We start from the raw sequence: 16,785 nt of genomic DNA on the forward strand, positions 1-16,785 counted from the left end.
CAAGTAATTATTATGAAAAATATACAACGCGTATCGGTACTGGCATTAATTGCTACCGGTATTTTACAGGGCTCATGTAAAAAGTCGTATCTTGATCAGCCGGCTATAGGTGCTTTGAGTACCGCTCAAATCTCTACAAAAACCGGTGTCGACGGTTTGCTGATCGGCGCTTACTCGGCGCTCGATGGACAAGGTGGTAACGGAAATAACGCCGGTTTAGGTGGAGGTAGCGCCTGGGAGGTATCACCCGATAACTGGATCTACGGTAGTGTTGCCGGTGGCGATGCACACAAAGGTAGTTCGGGTATTGACCAACCGGCTATCAACTCTATAGCAACTTTTACAGTTGATGCAAGTAACGGTTTCTTAAACAGTAAATGGAAAGCTGATTACGAAGGTATCAGCCGTTCAAATAACGTGATCAAGGCTGCGGCTATTGCAACTGGTATCAGCGATGCTGATAAAACCAATATTGTTGCCCAGGCCAGGTTTTTGCGCGCACATTACTACTTCGATCTGAAAAAGATGTTTAATAATGTGCCTTACATTGATGAAACCACAACCAATTATGTACAGCCAAATACTGCAGATATATGGCCAAAAATTGTAGATGATTTTAAGTATGCTTACGCAAACCTGCCAGGTACACAAGCTCAAAAAGGGCGTGTAAACAAATGGGCTGCCGGTGCATATTTGGCTAAAACTTATTTATATCAAAAAGATTACGCCAATGCCGATAAAACATTTACTGAAGTTATAACAGGCGGTACCAATACCCAGGGTGTAGCTTACGGCTTAACTGATAATTACTTTGATAACTTTAACGCGGCTACCAAAAACAACAAAGAAACTGTTTTTGCAATTCAACAAGCAGCTAATGATGGTACCAACACCATTGGCGAAGCAAACAACGGCGATATGTTGAACTATCCATACAACAGCCCTTTTGGTTGCTGCGGGTTTTTCCAGCCAACTTTAGATCTGGCCAACTCTTTCCGTACCAACGCGGCAGGTTTGCCTTATCTTGATGATTACAATACCCACCCAATTGCTAACGATATGAATATCGCATCAGATAAACCATTTACTCTGGATGCTGATAACATCGACCCTCGTTTGGATTGGACAGTTGGCCGTCGTGGTATTCCTTATCTTGACTGGGGCAATCACCCAGGCCAAAACTGGATCCGTGAGCAAAGTTCAGCTGGTCCGTATTCACCTAAAAAGAACGTTTACTACCAGGCAACAAAAGGTACTTATGCCGATTCACATTCATGGGCACCAGGTAATGCTAACCAGGTTAACGTTATCCGTTTTGCCGATGTGCTGTTAATGGCTGCCGAAGCAAAAGCACAGTTAGGAACCGGCGATTTTGGTTTAAGCTATGTGAACCAGGTACGTGCCCGTGCTGCTAAGCCAGCAAGTTATGTTTATACTTACAAAGACGCCTCGGCCCCAATGGGTGGTTATACCACTACACCGGCTGCCAGCTACGTAGTTAGCCCATACCCTGCAAGTTATTTTGCAAGTAAAGAGGCTGCTTTGAAGGCTATTTACTTTGAGCGCAAGCTTGAACTGGCTATGGAAGGTCATCGTTTCTTCGATCTTTCACGCTGGGGTATAGCCCAAACAGCGTTGGCAACATACTTTAGTTTTGATGGTAAAGTTATTACCGACGTAACCGGTGCTCACTTTACAACTAACAAAAACGAATACTATCCTATCCCTCAACCACAGTTGGATCTTGAAAAGATCAACGGTGCATCTATTTTGAAACAAAATCAGGGATATTAATAGTAAAACTGATTATAATTGTAATGGAAGAGGCTGCCCTGCGGCCTCTTCCATTATTTGTTCATAAAAAGCCTGTTTACAACAATTAAATGGCATTAAGAAAGCTGCTCGCGTTATCGTGCTTATTAGGTTTTGGTGTAATTTTAAGTGTTTTGTCGGGGGGCTGCGGCCAGCCGGAACCTCAGCAGGTTCAGGCGCAAGATGGTAAATCGCTTTCGTTAAAATACTGCCAAAGCTGCCATCAATACCCTGGTGCCGAATCGCTTGATCAGGAAAGTTGGGTTAAGCATGTGCTGCCGGCTATGGCCCCGCGCTTAGGGATACAGGTTTATGAAGATGATCAGTATGTAAATAACCCATCGGCAAAATCAGTAGTATCTTATGATGATTGGCTAAAGATTGTTGATTACTACACCCATGCTGCCCCTAAAGCGCTCAAGGCAGCGGTTCAACCAGTTAAACCTGTTAAAGATTGGGGTGTTTTTAGTTTAAAAAAGCCATCGGGCTATAAACCCGGCGAAGCTACTACCACCATGATCGCGTTTGATTCCATCAGCAGGCAGGTTTATACAAGCGATCGCGAAAGCAGCAGCATTTACCAATGGTCGGATAAGTTGGCACAGGTTTCTGCACATAAATACAGTTCGCCTGCTGTCGACGCGCGGTTTACAAAGGATGCGGCAGGTAAAAAGCATAGCATATTTACATTTATCGGGTCGATGGATGCTGTGGATATTGCTAACGGATCGGTTGCTGATATTACAACAGATCAAAACAGCCCATGGCATGATATCGAAATTGCCAATACATTACCGCGCCCTGTTCAATCCTTAACTGCCGACTTTGATAAGGACGGAATGAACGATTATATAGTTTGCGGCTTTGGGCACAACACCGGCGGTTTGTATCTGTACAAACAATTACCCGGTCAGAAATTTGAAAAACATGTTTTAAGCACCATTCCCGGGGCCGAACATGCTATAATTGGCGATTTTGATCATGACGGATGGCCCGATGTAGCCTGTTTGTTTGCACAGGCCGATGAGGGGATCTGGTTGTTTTTAAACAATCATAAAGGAGGCTTTAAAACCAGTAATTTATTGCGGTTTCCGCCATTTTATGGCTCAAGCAGTTTTCAGTTTGTAGATTTTAATGAGGATGGAAAATTAGATATCCTATATACCAGCGGCGACAATAGCGATTACTCCCGCGTGCTGAAGCCTTTTCACGGTGTTTACATTTTTATAAACCAAGGCAATTTCAAATATAAAAAGGCATGGTTTTTCCCGGTTAACGGTGCAACCAAAGCTATCTCAGCCGATTTTAATGGCGATGGCCTGCAGGATATTGCTTTGATAGCCTTCTTTTCGGATTTAAAAAACAACCCGGCCGAAGGGTTTACTTACTTTGAACAAGACAAGCCGTTGCATTTTATGCCTCATAACTTACCCATTGAACATGAAGGAAGATGGATTTGTATGGATGTTGCCGATGTAAATGCTGACGGAAAGCCGGATATTTTGTTAGGAAATTACTCGCAGGGGTTTATTAACCAGGAAGGGGTTAAGCCCGGATGGGATATGAATAAACCTTTTGTTTTGTTAACCAATGTTGCTAAACCGAAATAGCAACTCGTTTTTAATAATAAATTGAAAGTGCGGCTTCCTGATAGAAAAATATGTGCAATAAATGCGTAAATAGTTGAGTAAATTATTGCATAAATGTTACACGTTTTCTATATTTACGGTAACAAGATTATAAACCCTTGAAGAAAATTGTTGCCATATTATTGCTGATCGTCCATACTTATGGTTTGGGTGGATCTTTAATTTTGCATCAATATTTATCATGGCAAATGGAGAAGTTTTACAACGAACAGGCTTCAAAGGGGTTATATGATGTTCACGATCTGAAAGAGATAGCTATCCCGGTAAATATGCCTGGTATTCATGATTGGAAAAATTATGAAAATATTCACGGTCGGATAAATTTTGGCAACCAAGCGTACAACTATGTGCAAATGCGGGTTACAAGCCATAAATTATACTTAAAATGTATCCCTACCTATAGTGAAACAAGGCTTAACGCCAGCAATATATTGCATACTGCACCTATAAAAGGTACCCCTGTACCTCAAAAGGAACATGTGCCTTATGTTGGTATAACCTTTTCTGATGTGTTAATAACGCAATCATTCAGCGCTATCAATTTTGAGCCTTGTGAAACAAAACTCGCATCACCTGTTGCAGGTTGTTTTGCATTTGAAAAAGACCGGCACATTGCAATGCCCAAACAGCCACCCAAGGCTATCTGTTAATATTCTCCGCAAAATTTTAGTGAGCTAAAAATGTATTGTTATGCGCTTTAACAGGCATATATACGATACAGCTTGTTTTAAAATGTTAACTGCTTATTAGTTTAAAAATAAAGCTTTTAATATTAAAAAAGAATAAGTTAAAGCCTCTGGAATTTTAATAGCGCCATTTTTGGCCAGTAAATTCAACTTTTATTTATTGTTGAAAATTTATAAATGATATATGGCTATTTATTGCCACTATTTTTTACATTCGCTGCTTTAACAGCGCTTGTTAAAAAAGAAAGACTCTTAGATTGTAGAGATCTGAGTTTAGTTGATCAGTGTTTGTAGGAACATTGAATAGCGCTCCGGGGTGAGATACGGAGCGCTTTTTTATTTTCGTGGGGATGGGTTGGCTTTATTTAGCCCGATTTATACGGTTGTTTAGCTCATTCGTTTTAGCCACTGGAAGTAGAAGGTGCTGCCTTCGCCCGGTGTTGATTCTACAGAGATCTTTCCGCCTTGTTCCTCTACGTGCATTTTCATAATATTAAGTCCAACGCCGGTACTGGTATCTCTGTTAGATGTATGCCCCGCGGTTTCAAAGAGGCTGAATATTTTTTGCCTGTCTTCTTTAGGGATGCCTGCTCCGTTATCTTTAACATAAAAGTTATAAAACTCCCCGTCATCTTTATGCCCAACACTAATTTGACCAGTTGGTTTATCAATGTATTTGATAGAATTTGTGAGCAGGTTTTGAAAAACCTGTTGCAGCTTTAGTTTTTTGGTACGGATGTTTGGCAAATGGTTATCAAAGCCAATTTGAATATGACTTGGAGGGAAAAGGAGCCTTGCCATTTCGGCCACCATTTCGTGCAGATCGAACTCTTCAATGCTTTGATCTTTTTGATTTTGGCGACTATATTCGAGTATGGAGCCTATCATATTGATTAGGTGGTTGGAGGCATCAAGCATCAGCTTCATATAATCAAGCAACTCTTCAGATGAGGTGATGCGATCATCATCTTTCATTAATTGCAGCAAACCAACAACCCCCGCCAATGGCGATTTAAGATCATGCGCAACCATAAACATAAAGCGCTCCAGTTGCTTGTTGATCTTATCTTTAAGTTCAATTGTTTCTTTAAGTTGCTGTTGGTAAAAGTAAAGGTCTTGAAATACCTTAACTTTTGATTGGGTTACGGCAATATGCAATGGTTTTTGCAGGTAATCTACTGCGCCATAGGCATAGCCTTTAAGTACGTTATTTAATTCGGTGCTAATGGCGGTTACAAAAATAATAGAGATATCACGCGTGCGCGGGTTTGATTTCAGGATCGATGCCACTTCAAAACCATCAAGATCTGGCATTTGCACGTCGAGCATGATCAGGCCGATATCTTCGTTTTTAAGAGCCATTTTTAAGGCCTCGTTACCCGAGTGAGCTTTTATAAATTTACGATCGGGTGCTTCAAGTATTTCCTGGAGCGATACCAGGTTTTCTTCCCGGTCGTCAACCAGTAGGATAGTGAAAATTTGATTGGAGGGTTGCATATAGGGTCAGTTTTAGGAGTAATAGTATCAGCTAAATATTTTTTATTTATCGGCAGCCAGCCATACACGTAGCAGGGCCAGCAATTTTTGATTGTCGACCGGTTTGGTAATATAGTCGGAGGCACCGGCAGCAAGGCACTTTTCCCGGTCGCCAACCATAGCTTTGGCGGTTAGGGCAATTATCGGTAACCGGGCATGTTTATCATTAGCCCTTATTAGTTGCATAGCTTCATAGCCATCCATTTCTGGCATCATCACATCCATCAGCACTATGTCTGTTTCGGGATGTCGCTGTAGCATTTCAATTGCTTCCTTGCCGTGTTCGGCGGTGAACACCACCATATCCTGTGCTTCCAGCAGGGCGGAGAGGGCAAAAATGTTACGCATATCATCATCAGCTATTAGCACGGTTTTGCCTTGCAAGCCACCGGTAACCGGAGCGTTGTTTTTCAAGATTAATTGAACATCGTCTATATCATCCACTTTTTTCAAAAAAAGCTCTATTTCGTCAAAAAGGCGGCTGTTGGCCTGGACTGATGGGCCAATTATAGAATTGGATACCGCTTTGAGTTGTTTGATCTCCTCATTGTTCAGGTCGCGGTTAATGTAAGCTATCACATATAAATGACCGGCAGCTGCCTCACGAAATAGCTTTATCATTTCTGCTTCCTGCGCAATAGGTGCACTGCAATCAATGATCAGGCAATCGGCCTGTCCTGCTTTTATGCTATGTAGCGCTTGTTCGCGGCTGGCCGTAATGTCGTAAACTATCCCGGGCAACCCTTTGGCGGTAGCATTTTCAAATAACTGTTTTAGCGCGGCCGAGTTATCGCACAGTATAAGGGCTTTGCGATAATGTTGGCTAATATAGGTTTCGATGCTGCCAAAGGTATATTCAAGGTCGTGCTGTTTTACCGGCTTCTGCACGTAGCTTGCCACGTCATTAGCCGATAGGTCAAATCCGTCATGGGCTGATATCACGTGAACGGGGATGTGGCGTAGTTCAGGGTCGGCTTTTAAAGTTTTAAGGATATGTTGCCCGCTCAATACCGGTAACGCGAGATCAAGAATGATCGCTGCCGGGCTATATTTGCGGGCGTAGTGCAATCCTTCGTCGCCGCTAAGCGCAATAATGGTTTTAAAACCTCGCTGCATAGCATAGTCATTTACTGCCCGCGCAAAATTTACATCATCTTCAATAATCAATATAGCCCGCTCATTACGGATTATCCCGGCACGGTTATCATTAATTTGTGTTTGCTCCTGAATTGGCAGGACTAAGGGTAAAGGATTTTCTGCTACCGGGTAAGCTGTTGTTGCGGTGTTTTCATTTTCAGATGGTGGTGCTTGTTGTAAAGGTAATTGGATAACAAATGTGCTTCCCTTTCCTTCGGTACTTTGCAGGGTAATGCGCCCGCCCAACTTGCTCACCAGTTCACGGCTGATGGATAAACCCAGGCCGGTGCCACCGTAACGCCTGGTGGTAGCGCCATCGGCCTGCCTGAAGGCTTCAAAAACAAGTTCGCGTTTTTCTTTAGGAATGCCAACGCCTGTATCAGTAACACTGATTCTCAGACCTTCATCCAATGATGAAAAACTCAGATCTACATTGCCTTTATTAGGTGTAAACTTAAACGCGTTCGAGAGCAGGTTTTTGACAACCTGGCCCAACCGCTGACGGTCTGTTAATATATATTCTGCAGTGAGCAGCGTGTTGGTGACAGTAAATCGGATCTGTTTATTGGCAGCCACGTGTGCAAATACCTGCTGCATATCTTCGGCCAGGCTACGGATAGGTACCTGTTCGAAATGGAAATCGGCTTTGCCAGCCTCAATTTTCGATAGGTCAAGAATGTCATTGATCAGGTTAAGCAGATCCGTACCCGATTTATATACGATACCCAGGTTTTCCTGTTGTTTTGCGCTCAGGCTTTTGTCTTTATTTTCCTGCATCAATGCCGTAAGGATCAGGATGCTGTTTAAAGGCGTACGCAACTCGTGCGACATATTAGCCAAAAACTCCGATTTGTATTTGCCTGCCAGTTCCAGATCTTCTGCTTTTTTCTGTGCCTCCATGCGGGCAAGTTCAAGTCCTTCGGTTTTTTCCTCTAGCTCAATATTCATCTGCATTAACTCGGCTTCCTGCTCTTTAAGGCCTTCTTCAGATGCGCGAAGCTCTTCAGCTTGTACCGAAAGTTCATCATTGCTTTGGCGAAGTTCTTCCTGTTGAGCTTCCAAAGCGTCGCGTTGTTGTTGGGTGAGCGCCAGTAATTGCGCAGCCGATAGGCCTAACGCAATATTGGCCGACATGCCATTCAATAAGTCTATAGCCGCGGCCACATCATCGCCAAAGCAACCCATTTCAATAGCGCCTATCAGTTCGTTGCCCTTCCACAAAGGCAATATAATAAGTGTATCCGGGCGGGCACCACCGCTGGCCGAACCAATTTGCCAGTAATCCTGTGGAACGTTGTTAATTACGGTTAGTGTTTTTCTTTTAATGGCCGCGCCGGTAATACCCTCACCGGGTTTTATCTTTTCAGTCATTCCCGGGGCTAAAGCTACCGCGCCTGCACGTACCAGTTCTTGCAGTTTGCTATCAAATAAGTAGCAAACTGCACAAGGTATTTTAAGGTAATTGCTAAGCGTTTCAAGACAGTTGGTTACCAGTTCGTTTACGCTATTGTTGCCCATAAGGCTATCGTTTACCTGGCGTAAGCCATCAAGCAACAGGTTGGCTGTATTGGTAACATCATTAACCCGGTTTAGCTCATCGTATTTTTCGTTAAGCAGCAGTTCTGCCTTGGTGCGATTGGTATGTTCTGATATTACCAGTCGTATCAGCCCTAAAATCACTATAAGTATCAATATGATGCCAATTACAATAATGACCACAGCTTGTTGAATGCCATTATTTTTTACAAGTTGTCGCTCTTCAAGCAACTGACTGGCAGATAAACTGATATTACGAAGCCGGTTTTGAATAACATTTACCAATTCTTTTTCGCGACGGAAATTGTCCTGATCAAACTTTATGTTTTGCGATGCCTGGGTTTCCCAAAACAGGTTTAGTTTTTGAATATCGGCTTTTAAAAGGTTTGCGGCCTGGGGGTAGGCGCTGTTGGCAACAGCAATACTATCAGTAGTTACAATAGCATCGTTAAAGAAGCCAGCATATTTATCGAGATAGCTGTGATCGTTGCTGCTTTGGTATGCTTGCCTTATGGCCTGCATATTCATAAGCAAGTTACTTATTTTGCTGGTTTGATCAATTACCTTGTGGGTTTGGGTAACGTCAACCTCATCAACTATTTGTTTTTTTAATGAAGTGTAAGCGGCAATTCCAACCGCGATAACCAATAGAACTGCCAGTGTAAACCATAGCAGAAAACGTCTGTTTATCATTTAGGGGCCTATTTGAACAAATTAAAACTTGCAAATAAATACACGGTATTCCGACAAATGATATCAAAATAGTCACAGTGTTTTTTACGGCAGACTGAAGATGCAACTCTGGAGCAATGCCGCAATTTGCAACACCTATATACGGAGATTTAGCTTGTTGAGATTAGTTTTATAGCAAAAAGGAGTGAGAAATAATTATGGGTCTACCCTTAGTTTTTAGGTGGTTTCGGGTTGTATATTAGCCCGTATGAAATACCTCATTTATCTAAGTACAGCCGTTAATTTATTTAACCAGGACCAACTGGAAGAATTGTTAAAAAAAAGTCGGGCCAACAACGCCGAAAAGTCTGTTAGTGGAATGTTGCTTTATTACGATGGAAGCTTTATACAGGTATTGGAAGGTAATGCCGCTGATGTTGACAGCGTGTACGATGTGATCAAAGCTGATAAGCGACACAAAAATCTGATTAAAATTGCCGAAGGTGAGCATGACGAGCGGGCATTTGCTGCCTGGTCGATGGGTTTTAGAAGAGGCACAGCAACAGAGTTTGCAGAGTTTGAAGCTTTCACCGATCCCCGTAAAATAAATGAGCTTGCTACAAATTCGGATCATCCGGCATTTATTATGCTAAAAACTTTTGTGCGTACCAATTTGCAATAGTAATTATCGGGCTTGGCGGTATAAAACAGCTTTGATCAATTATCTAACCTCAATGCGATTCGATATCAATCACCGCAGTTAATTTACGGGGACACTTGCTTAAAGGAATCTCAATTTTGGCCGACACAAGTTCGCTGGTTTTTTGATCAATCATATACCGGCCCGAAAATTCTTTCATCCCCCCGGTAATCATTTCCATTTTTCCGGTTACTTTTATCTGGATAATGGATTGATAAATGCTTTCGATATGATAGGCGCACTCGCGTCTATTCTTTGTTTTACTTAGCCCGGTTGTTTCTGTCCATTCTTCGCCTATGGCCACCTTATCTTTCGGAAAAATGGGTTGATAATTGGTATAGTTTATAGGAGGGCGAGACACTGTGGCTCCACTGGTATAAGTAAGCGGTTCGCGTACTTCGCCCCGGTTATTGATGGTTAATTTATAACTCGAATCAATCATCGGCTTAAATATAGTATGCATCGCTTTTTCCTGGGGGCTCATCATTTCTTCGTCTTTATCAGATGAATATTCACTACCTAACAGGCCGCCGTTTTTAGCCCTAATGTAATCTATTTTAGCCGATAGGTGGAACAGTGAATCATGAGTAACAGAATCAACCTTAAGGCCAAACCGTACCATTTCATTGATCATTGGCTCGTCGTTTTCGTTGCCTGTAAGGGTATAAGTACGGTACCTTACATCTATCTTTTCGCTCGGATAGTATTTTAATCGTAATAAAATGTCGCCCTTTTGATGTTTGCAACCAATGCAACATAATGCGATAAGTGATAGGGCGATAATTGATTTCATTTTAATTGATGCTTGCATCACGATTTGCTTTTATTTTAAGATATAGGTTCCCGGCCAACATAACAAGCATACTTAAAAGCCACAGCCAATAGCCTATTCTGTAATCAATAATTGTGGCGGTATTACCGGCCTCGTTAACGGCAATCTTCTCGCAGGCCAAAAAAAGTAACGCTATGAAAACAGCCGCGGCGCTTGTTCGTAAAGATGATTTTGGCTTTTTTATACAATATGCCCATGATAACCACAAAGCAGGATTTGCGAACCATGTTAAAGTGCTTAATGAAGTGAAGAACCCTAAAAGTCCGGTTATCAGGATGGCTATTCCTTCTCCGCTTTCTCCGGTGCTAAGGCTGGTATCAAAGCATGGTTGTGTAACAGCAAGCATGTATATGGTAATGCTTGTGCCTATAATTATTTTTGAAACAGCGGTACCACTCAAGGCCATACAATAAGATTAGGTATGGCAAGATAATAAAAACCTGTTTGCTTTAAATCACGCCACCGCGTTTTTATTATTAGCAGCTGTATGCCATTTTGATAGCTTATTCATCAGCTCATCCAGTTTAACGGGTTTGCTCAGATAATCGTCCATACCGGCCTGTAAACATTCCTGCTCATCACCTGGCATAGCGTTGGCGGTAAGGGCAATGATAACGGGCTGCTTTACGTCAGATTTTCGGATAACCCTTGTGGCTTCCAATCCATCCATAACAGGCATTTGCATATCCATTAATATCAACTCGTAGGTTTGTTGCTCGGCGGCTTCTACGGCCTCTAATCCATTTTTAACCAGGCCAGGTTTATAGCCCATTTTGCCCAGGATATGTTTTATTACGTGCTGATTTACCTCGTTATCTTCGGCTATGAGGATATTGAATGGGTATTTATCGCAAAAATCAACAGAGAGTTTGCTCTTAACCTGTTTCTCATCTACTACTGCCGATTTATCGCGGAGGGCCATCAATACCTGTTTCCCCAATACCTGTTGTTTTATCGGTTTGTTCATAACAGATGTGAACAGGCTGCGTTGCGGTTTAATGAGTTCCTCGCCTACCGAGCTCAATAAAATAATTGGGATCTGGCTGTACTCATCTTTAATTAGTTTGGCCAGCATAGCGCCGTCCATTACAGGCATATGCATGTCGGTAATAACCAAATCAATATCCTTGTTTTTTTGCAAGATAACCAAGGCTTCAGCTGCAGATTCGGCAAGGATGGGCTGCAGGTGCCAGCTTTCAAACTGGCGACTTAAAATGGCCAGGTTAGTGTGGTTATCATCAACCACCAATATTTTTTTACCCTTAATATCGGCTATATCAAAGTTGATGGTTGGCGCCGATGTAGCTACACCTGGGTAGGCGTTGATAGTAAAGTAAAACCTGGTACCCTCACCCGGCGTGCTTTCAACCGCTATGTTACCGCCCATCAGTTTTACCAGTTTTTCGCAAATGGCCAAACCTAAACCAGTGCCGCCGTATTTGCGGGTAGTTGATGAATCAACCTGCGAAAACGCTTTAAATAAGCGGTGGAGTTTATCTTGTGGGATGCCTATGCCGGTATCCCAAACATCAAAGCGAAGTTTAAGCAGGCCATCGGCATCCTTGTTATCGCAGCTTATTTTAATGCCAACTTCACCTTTTTCGGTAAATTTAATAGCGTTGCTTATCAGGTTAATAAGCACCTGTTTAAGGCGTAGCGGGTCGCCTATTACGTTTTGCGGGATATCTTCAGTTATTTCGTAAACCAGGTCCAGCCCTATTTGCCCGCCTTTAACGGCAAACATATCCATCACATCTTCAACCGACTGGCGCAGGTTAAAATCTTCCTGTTCCAGATCAACATTGCCCGATTCGATCTTCGAAAAATCGAGGATATTGTTGATCACGTGGATCAGCGTTTCACCGCAATTGATAATGGTTTCGGTAAACATGCGCTGCTCGTCATTAAGCGGGGTTTCGCTCAATAATGCCGACATGCCGATAACCCCGTTCATTGGCGTGCGGATCTCGTGGCTCATGGTAGCCAGGAAAATGCTCTTTTCCTGGTTGGCCTGATCGGCAGCTAAACGTGCTTTCTGTAATTCCTTGTTCGATTGGTTCAGCTCGGCATTGGCGCGGGCCAGTACTTCTTCGTTCTGTTTACGCTCTAACGATAGCATGGCTTCTTTTTGCAGCTCGGTCATTTGCAGGGTTTGGAATATCCTCAGCTCGTTATATTTTTTAAGCTGATATCCCCATAAGCCACATATAAACATGATAACGCCGGTTAGCGTAGCGTGGATAACAAAGGTTTGAAAATCGAAATAATTAAGCTGTGTGAAGTATATGTCACTGTATCCAATATTCTGCAGATAGCTGAAGGTGGCATGATGTATAATTACCACAATAACCAGTGGCAACTGTAGTTTCCAGTTTTGGTAGGTGATAAGTATAGCACTTGAGGTAAAGGCGAAAAAGTGCATCTCGAACAAGCCATGCATCTGGTAAATGAACTGAGCCATAAAGATTCCAAACACAGCCCCAAGTACGTATTGATATAGGTTTGAATCGGGCAGTAATAATTTGGCAGTATAGTAGGCTACCATGCAAATGCCGCCAACACCAAAGGCAATAAGCCAGGTATCGTAAAAGGAAGCAAGCCCAATGCCCAATATAAAGTGGGCCGGCAAAAAGTAATTCATGAGCTTATCCGACCGGTCTTTGATCTCGGTTTGGAAAAGCATGTTATGTTCGATGGAGGCTGTCAATAGCGTATTTTTTAGGGTATGTTAATTATGACAATCGGGCAGGCGGCAACCGTATGATACCAGGGCCAGCTTATTGAAAGTTAAACGCGTATGCTGGGTAAGCAAGCCGTTAATGGCTATTTTGGCGAAGCTTGTTTTCTCGTCGGTACAGTAGCGGCTTACGTTATAGTTGCCGCGGTAGTATAACTTACTATCAGTATCAAGCAGGGCAATTTGCGGGGTTGAGTAAACGCCGCAGGCCGTAGCAACTGATGGATCGAATATTACCGGCAGGTTCATGCCAAATTTGTCCTGTATTTCGCTTTCGGTAAAGTGCTTGCTGCTCATGATAACTATGGCGAAATTAACCTGCTGACCGTATTGTTCAACAATGGCTTTAAATTGCTTAATGTTAAAGCGCGAACAAGGGCAATCCGGATTGAAGAAATGCAGGAACAGCGGGCGGCTGCGGTTGGTGTATAAATTTTTATTTAGTGAGATGTGCTCTCCCGGTTTAACAGCCTTATAGCTTTCGGGGATAGGGGTTGGTAAACGGTATTGAAGGTCATTGTACCAGAACAATGCACCCACCGCCGTGGATAGCAAAACCAGCCAAACAATAACAAACGTTTTCTTCATTGTGATATGGCTTTTGAACATAGCTGGATGCCTGAAAAACCAGCATCAAATTGCGCAAAAACACCAATAAAGATAGCAATAGGCTACTGTTTAAGTGTCGTTTAAACACATAGGTTTTAAGGAAGTTGTTTTTTATTGTATCTTTTACACTTTAACGCTACTTTTTAATTTTTAAGCAAGCGTTATTGCTTTACTTGTCTTTTATTATTGAGGTATTTTCTGAGCGGAATATCATAAATAACCATTACCAGGTAGGCAAAAGCTGGCAGTACAACCAACGCGGCAATGATGATCAAAGCCAGGTGCAGGGAATCTGGCTTGTGCGATGCGTAGTAGTTGCCAAACATCCAGATCACGGCGTAATGGGTCATGTACAGCGGGTAGGAGATATTGCCAAAAAATACGCATATCTTTTTGAAGGTTTCAGAAAGATATGCACCTGCGCCAAGCGAAACTATTAAAGGAAAATAAAGTATTACAACCAGCGGTTCGCTAAGCCAGTTCCATTTGTTAAACGGCAATACAAAGCTCAGGAAAAGCAATGCCGAAATGCCTATAAAACCCAGTTTGTTTTTAATGATGAGGTTGAAACGATAAATAATAAGCCCGGCCAAAAAAGAATAGAAAACACGTGCGCCGCCTTCCCAAAATGTACCACCGCTCCAGCCGCCCATGAGGTTGCCTGCATGGTGATCAGAGATGCAAATAACAACCACCGATACCGCAAATAGCATGATCAGGTAGCGCTTATTTAAGCGGACCAGTACCAACGCGTAAATGATGTTGGCTATATACTCCCAGAATAATGACCATGCCGGGGCATTTAAGTTAAACAGGTTAAACGCCCGCTCCTGCACTACCGGGTAAGGGATCATTAATATCGATGTTAAAAACAATAAGGCTAAGCCACCGGCATTGTACAATTCGGGATGGCCCCCAAAAGGATCAAAAAGAAAAGTGATGAGGCCAAGTACTGTACCCAATATAACCAATGGGTGCAACCTGATAAGTCTCGATTTAAAAAACTCCCGGATGCCCATCTTCTCCAACCTATCATCGTAAGCATAGGCGATCACAAATCCCGAAAGACAAAAAAAGAAATCGACAGCTAAAAAGCCATGCGCTATAAAGTTTTTGCTGTAATCGCTAATGGCCATCTCCATAAAATGAAAGGTGACAACAGATAGCGCTGCTATACCGCGTAACCCATCAAGAATTTCAAAATGCTGTTTTGTTTTAAGGATACCGGGAGATAGTTTTTCCATAGCTGGCGTTTATTTTTTGCAGGTGCTGCAAGATATAAAAATCATGGCTGTAAAAAAGTACATCAGTACCGGATAAAAAAGAATACACCCAAGCGTAAAAGTGTACAAACAAAAACAGCCTCCGTGGGGAAGCTGCTTACATAGGTAGATGAAAATATATGTAGATCAGGCAATCATGCCCGGAGTTGCTGGGTTAAAAACTTCATTATTACGCAAAAACTGCAGTTTAGTAGCTTTAAAGGCATCAATATCTTTTTTCAATTTAGCTTTGATCAGATGCGGCGCCTGTAATACCTGGAAATTGATGTGGAGATTTAATACTTTCATACTTGTTAAATAGCTAAAGGTGTGCCAAAGCAGCTACTTTCTGTTTGATAAATAATTAAGCCTCACTCACAATTTAACACCTCAATTTGTAAATTGCGCGAGTGTTAATATCCTTAAACCGCATCGTCAAATCATGAATAAACTTTTCCTGGTAACAGTAATAGGTATAGCTTTAATTTCTTCGGCCTGTAAACAGAAGCCCAAACCGAAGGGTGTGAGTACCGGTGATGGTTATTTTATATCGACACAGAGCGAAACCGATCAGCGTGTTAAAGATCTTGGTATGGATAAGCCATCGGAGAATGCTACCTATATATTGGATAAACGCAAATTATTGATCCCTCCGGCCGATCAGCCTAAAGATGGCGATGAGTATAAACCTGATACCACGCAGGAATGGGTGATCAATATCGGTTTACCAGCCTCAGCCCCTCCTTTTGAAAAAGAAGATCTTAACAAAATATTTGATGCCGGGTGGAGCAAGACCTACGGCGCTGCAACATTATATGGTTATGAGGCAGATAAAAACCGATGGGCATTTGTAGCAGGAGGTAAGGAGCCAAAAAAGTACAGTAAATTACAATTGTCGGTTAATTTACTACAGGTATATGATACCGAACCGGCCGATTATGTACCTCTTAAACTTGATGCCTACGTGGGTAGCCTGCGTCTGAAACTAAGCAGCTACCCGGCAACTGTTAAACCTACCGAACCCAGTGCCAGGGCTGTTATAAAAGCGCGTCAATTGGTTGCTATTAAACGTCGTTTTAATGTCGATGAGTTGGTGATTTTAAAAACTGATAAACCTTATAAAGGAATGGATGTATGGGATGCCCTGCAATGTACCGGCTTGCGGTGGGGCGATGGCGACTTGTTTCATTGGAATAATTATAAATCTGGCTATGGTGATGAAGCGCTATTTTCCGTAGCTACCGACACCGACCCCGGATATTTTTTACCCGAAGCGATAAAAGAAGGCAGGATGAACCCAACCGACCTGGTTTTCGGCTATTCCATACCCCGAAGCGCCGACCCTGAACATGTTTTTGATGCGATGCTTAATGCCGCAAAATATTGCCAAAAACGTTTAGGCGGCAAAATGTTGAACCAACAAGGGCAACCACTTAATGAAACTAATGAAAAGGCAACTATAACAGCAGTGGTGGGTGCCATGAAAGCTAAGGGGCTGGTTCCGGGATCGGAAAAAGTGTTAACAATTTTTTGAGCTTAAAAAGATAGGATTGGATACAGAAAATGATGTGTTTAAAACAACAGGATATATGTGCGGCAAAATGGGGATGGATCATA

At 42.4% G+C, this 16,785-nt stretch carries 13 protein-coding genes; 6 read left to right on the forward strand and 7 right to left on the reverse strand.

The annotated features are described in order from the left end of the window. The first annotated feature begins 12 nt into the window (after positions 1-12). The 3 genes from AAFN85_RS18405 (at position 13) to AAFN85_RS18415 (ending at position 4,111) form a co-directional block, all read left to right on the forward strand. Positions 13-1,794 (forward strand): RagB/SusD family nutrient uptake outer membrane protein, encoded by a 1,782-nt coding sequence (locus AAFN85_RS18405; protein WP_347529073.1) that lies wholly within the window; start codon positions 13-15, stop codon positions 1,792-1,794. A gap of 89 nt (positions 1,795-1,883) precedes the next feature. Then, positions 1,884-3,422, forward strand: a complete 1,539-nt coding sequence (locus tag AAFN85_RS18410) for a VCBS repeat-containing protein (protein WP_347529074.1) — start codon at positions 1,884-1,886, stop codon at positions 3,420-3,422. 137 nt (positions 3,423-3,559) lie between these two features. Next, entirely contained in the window at positions 3,560-4,111 is a 552-nt protein-coding gene (locus tag AAFN85_RS18415; protein WP_347529075.1) for a hypothetical protein, read from the forward strand. Positions 4,112-4,534: 423 nt separating this feature from the next. Here the strand turns inward: AAFN85_RS18415 and AAFN85_RS18420 are convergent, their stop codons facing one another. After that, positions 4,535-5,644 carry a hybrid sensor histidine kinase/response regulator gene (locus tag AAFN85_RS18420; protein WP_347529076.1) on the reverse strand — a complete coding sequence of 370 codons (1,110 nt, stop codon included), beginning with the start codon at positions 5,642-5,644 and terminating at the stop codon, positions 4,535-4,537. Between the two features lie 42 nt (positions 5,645-5,686). Further along, the gene (locus tag AAFN85_RS18425) at positions 5,687-9,049 is read right to left on the reverse strand and encodes a response regulator (protein ID WP_347529077.1); all 3,363 of its coding nucleotides are present in this window, start codon (positions 9,047-9,049) and stop codon (positions 5,687-5,689) included. Between the two features lie 247 nt (positions 9,050-9,296). Here AAFN85_RS18425 and AAFN85_RS18430 point away from each other — a divergent pair, with 247 nt between their 5' ends. Continuing rightward, positions 9,297-9,710 (forward strand): BLUF domain-containing protein, encoded by a 414-nt coding sequence (locus AAFN85_RS18430; protein WP_347529078.1) that lies wholly within the window; start codon positions 9,297-9,299, stop codon positions 9,708-9,710. 49 nt (positions 9,711-9,759) lie between these two features. Here the strand turns inward: AAFN85_RS18430 and AAFN85_RS18435 are convergent, their stop codons facing one another. Continuing rightward, positions 9,760-10,521 carry a hypothetical protein gene (locus AAFN85_RS18435; protein ID WP_347529079.1) on the reverse strand — a complete coding sequence of 254 codons (762 nt, stop codon included), beginning with the start codon at positions 10,519-10,521 and terminating at the stop codon, positions 9,760-9,762. A 173-nt stretch (positions 10,522-10,694) separates the two neighbouring features. Between AAFN85_RS18435 and AAFN85_RS18440 the strand changes: the two genes are divergently transcribed. Beyond that, positions 10,695-10,973 carry a hypothetical protein gene (locus tag AAFN85_RS18440; protein WP_347529080.1) on the forward strand — a complete coding sequence of 93 codons (279 nt, stop codon included), beginning with the start codon at positions 10,695-10,697 and terminating at the stop codon, positions 10,971-10,973. A gap of 41 nt (positions 10,974-11,014) precedes the next feature. Here the strand turns inward: AAFN85_RS18440 and AAFN85_RS18445 are convergent, their stop codons facing one another. The 4 genes from AAFN85_RS18445 to AAFN85_RS18460 all read right to left on the reverse strand — a co-directional run bounded on the left by AAFN85_RS18445 (position 11,015) and on the right by AAFN85_RS18460 (position 15,477). Next, the gene (locus tag AAFN85_RS18445) at positions 11,015-13,243 is read right to left on the reverse strand and encodes a response regulator (protein ID WP_347529081.1); all 2,229 of its coding nucleotides are present in this window, start codon (positions 13,241-13,243) and stop codon (positions 11,015-11,017) included. Positions 13,244-13,288: 45 nt separating this feature from the next. Next, positions 13,289-13,885 (reverse strand): AhpC/TSA family protein, encoded by a 597-nt coding sequence (locus tag AAFN85_RS18450; protein WP_347529082.1) that lies wholly within the window; start codon positions 13,883-13,885, stop codon positions 13,289-13,291. 182 nt (positions 13,886-14,067) lie between these two features. Then, positions 14,068-15,150: an acyltransferase gene (locus AAFN85_RS18455; protein ID WP_347529083.1), complete on the reverse strand. Its 1,083-nt coding sequence runs from the start codon at positions 15,148-15,150 to the stop codon at positions 14,068-14,070. A gap of 165 nt (positions 15,151-15,315) precedes the next feature. After that, positions 15,316-15,477 carry a hypothetical protein gene (locus tag AAFN85_RS18460; protein ID WP_347529084.1) on the reverse strand — a complete coding sequence of 54 codons (162 nt, stop codon included), beginning with the start codon at positions 15,475-15,477 and terminating at the stop codon, positions 15,316-15,318. A gap of 133 nt (positions 15,478-15,610) precedes the next feature. Here AAFN85_RS18460 and AAFN85_RS18465 point away from each other — a divergent pair, with 133 nt between their 5' ends. Continuing rightward, complete coding sequence (locus tag AAFN85_RS18465) at positions 15,611-16,702, forward strand: cell division protein ZipA C-terminal FtsZ-binding domain-containing protein (protein WP_347529085.1); 1,092 nt, start codon at positions 15,611-15,613, stop codon at positions 16,700-16,702. Positions 16,703-16,785: the final 83 nt, after the last annotated feature.

This window comes from Mucilaginibacter sp. CAU 1740 (genome assembly GCF_039839285.1).
Classification (GTDB): domain Bacteria; phylum Bacteroidota; class Bacteroidia; order Sphingobacteriales; family Sphingobacteriaceae; genus Mucilaginibacter.

Bases quoted from the DNA above. Each gene is read 5' to 3' on its own strand.
- AAFN85_RS18405 (WP_347529073.1), top strand. From the start codon at position 13: ATGAAAAATATACAACGCGTATCGGTACTGGCATTAATTGCTACCGGT.
- AAFN85_RS18410 (WP_347529074.1), top strand. From the start codon at position 1,884: ATGGCATTAAGAAAGCTGCTCGCGTTATCGTGCTTATTAGGTTTTGGT.
- AAFN85_RS18420 (WP_347529076.1), bottom strand. From the start codon at position 5,644: ATGCAACCCTCCAATCAAATTTTCACTATCCTACTGGTTGACGACCGG.
- AAFN85_RS18425 (WP_347529077.1), bottom strand. From the start codon at position 9,049: ATGATAAACAGACGTTTTCTGCTATGGTTTACACTGGCAGTTCTATTG.
- AAFN85_RS18430 (WP_347529078.1), top strand. From the start codon at position 9,297: ATGAAATACCTCATTTATCTAAGTACAGCCGTTAATTTATTTAACCAG.
- AAFN85_RS18435 (WP_347529079.1), bottom strand. From the start codon at position 10,521: ATGAAATCAATTATCGCCCTATCACTTATCGCATTATGTTGCATTGGT.
- AAFN85_RS18440 (WP_347529080.1), top strand. From the start codon at position 10,695: ATGAAAACAGCCGCGGCGCTTGTTCGTAAAGATGATTTTGGCTTTTTT.
- AAFN85_RS18445 (WP_347529081.1), bottom strand. From the start codon at position 13,243: ATGCTTTTCCAAACCGAGATCAAAGACCGGTCGGATAAGCTCATGAAT.
- AAFN85_RS18450 (WP_347529082.1), bottom strand. From the start codon at position 13,885: ATGAAGAAAACGTTTGTTATTGTTTGGCTGGTTTTGCTATCCACGGCG.
- AAFN85_RS18455 (WP_347529083.1), bottom strand. From the start codon at position 15,150: ATGGAAAAACTATCTCCCGGTATCCTTAAAACAAAACAGCATTTTGAA.
- AAFN85_RS18460 (WP_347529084.1), bottom strand. From the start codon at position 15,477: ATGAAAGTATTAAATCTCCACATCAATTTCCAGGTATTACAGGCGCCG.
- AAFN85_RS18465 (WP_347529085.1), top strand. From the start codon at position 15,611: ATGAATAAACTTTTCCTGGTAACAGTAATAGGTATAGCTTTAATTTCT.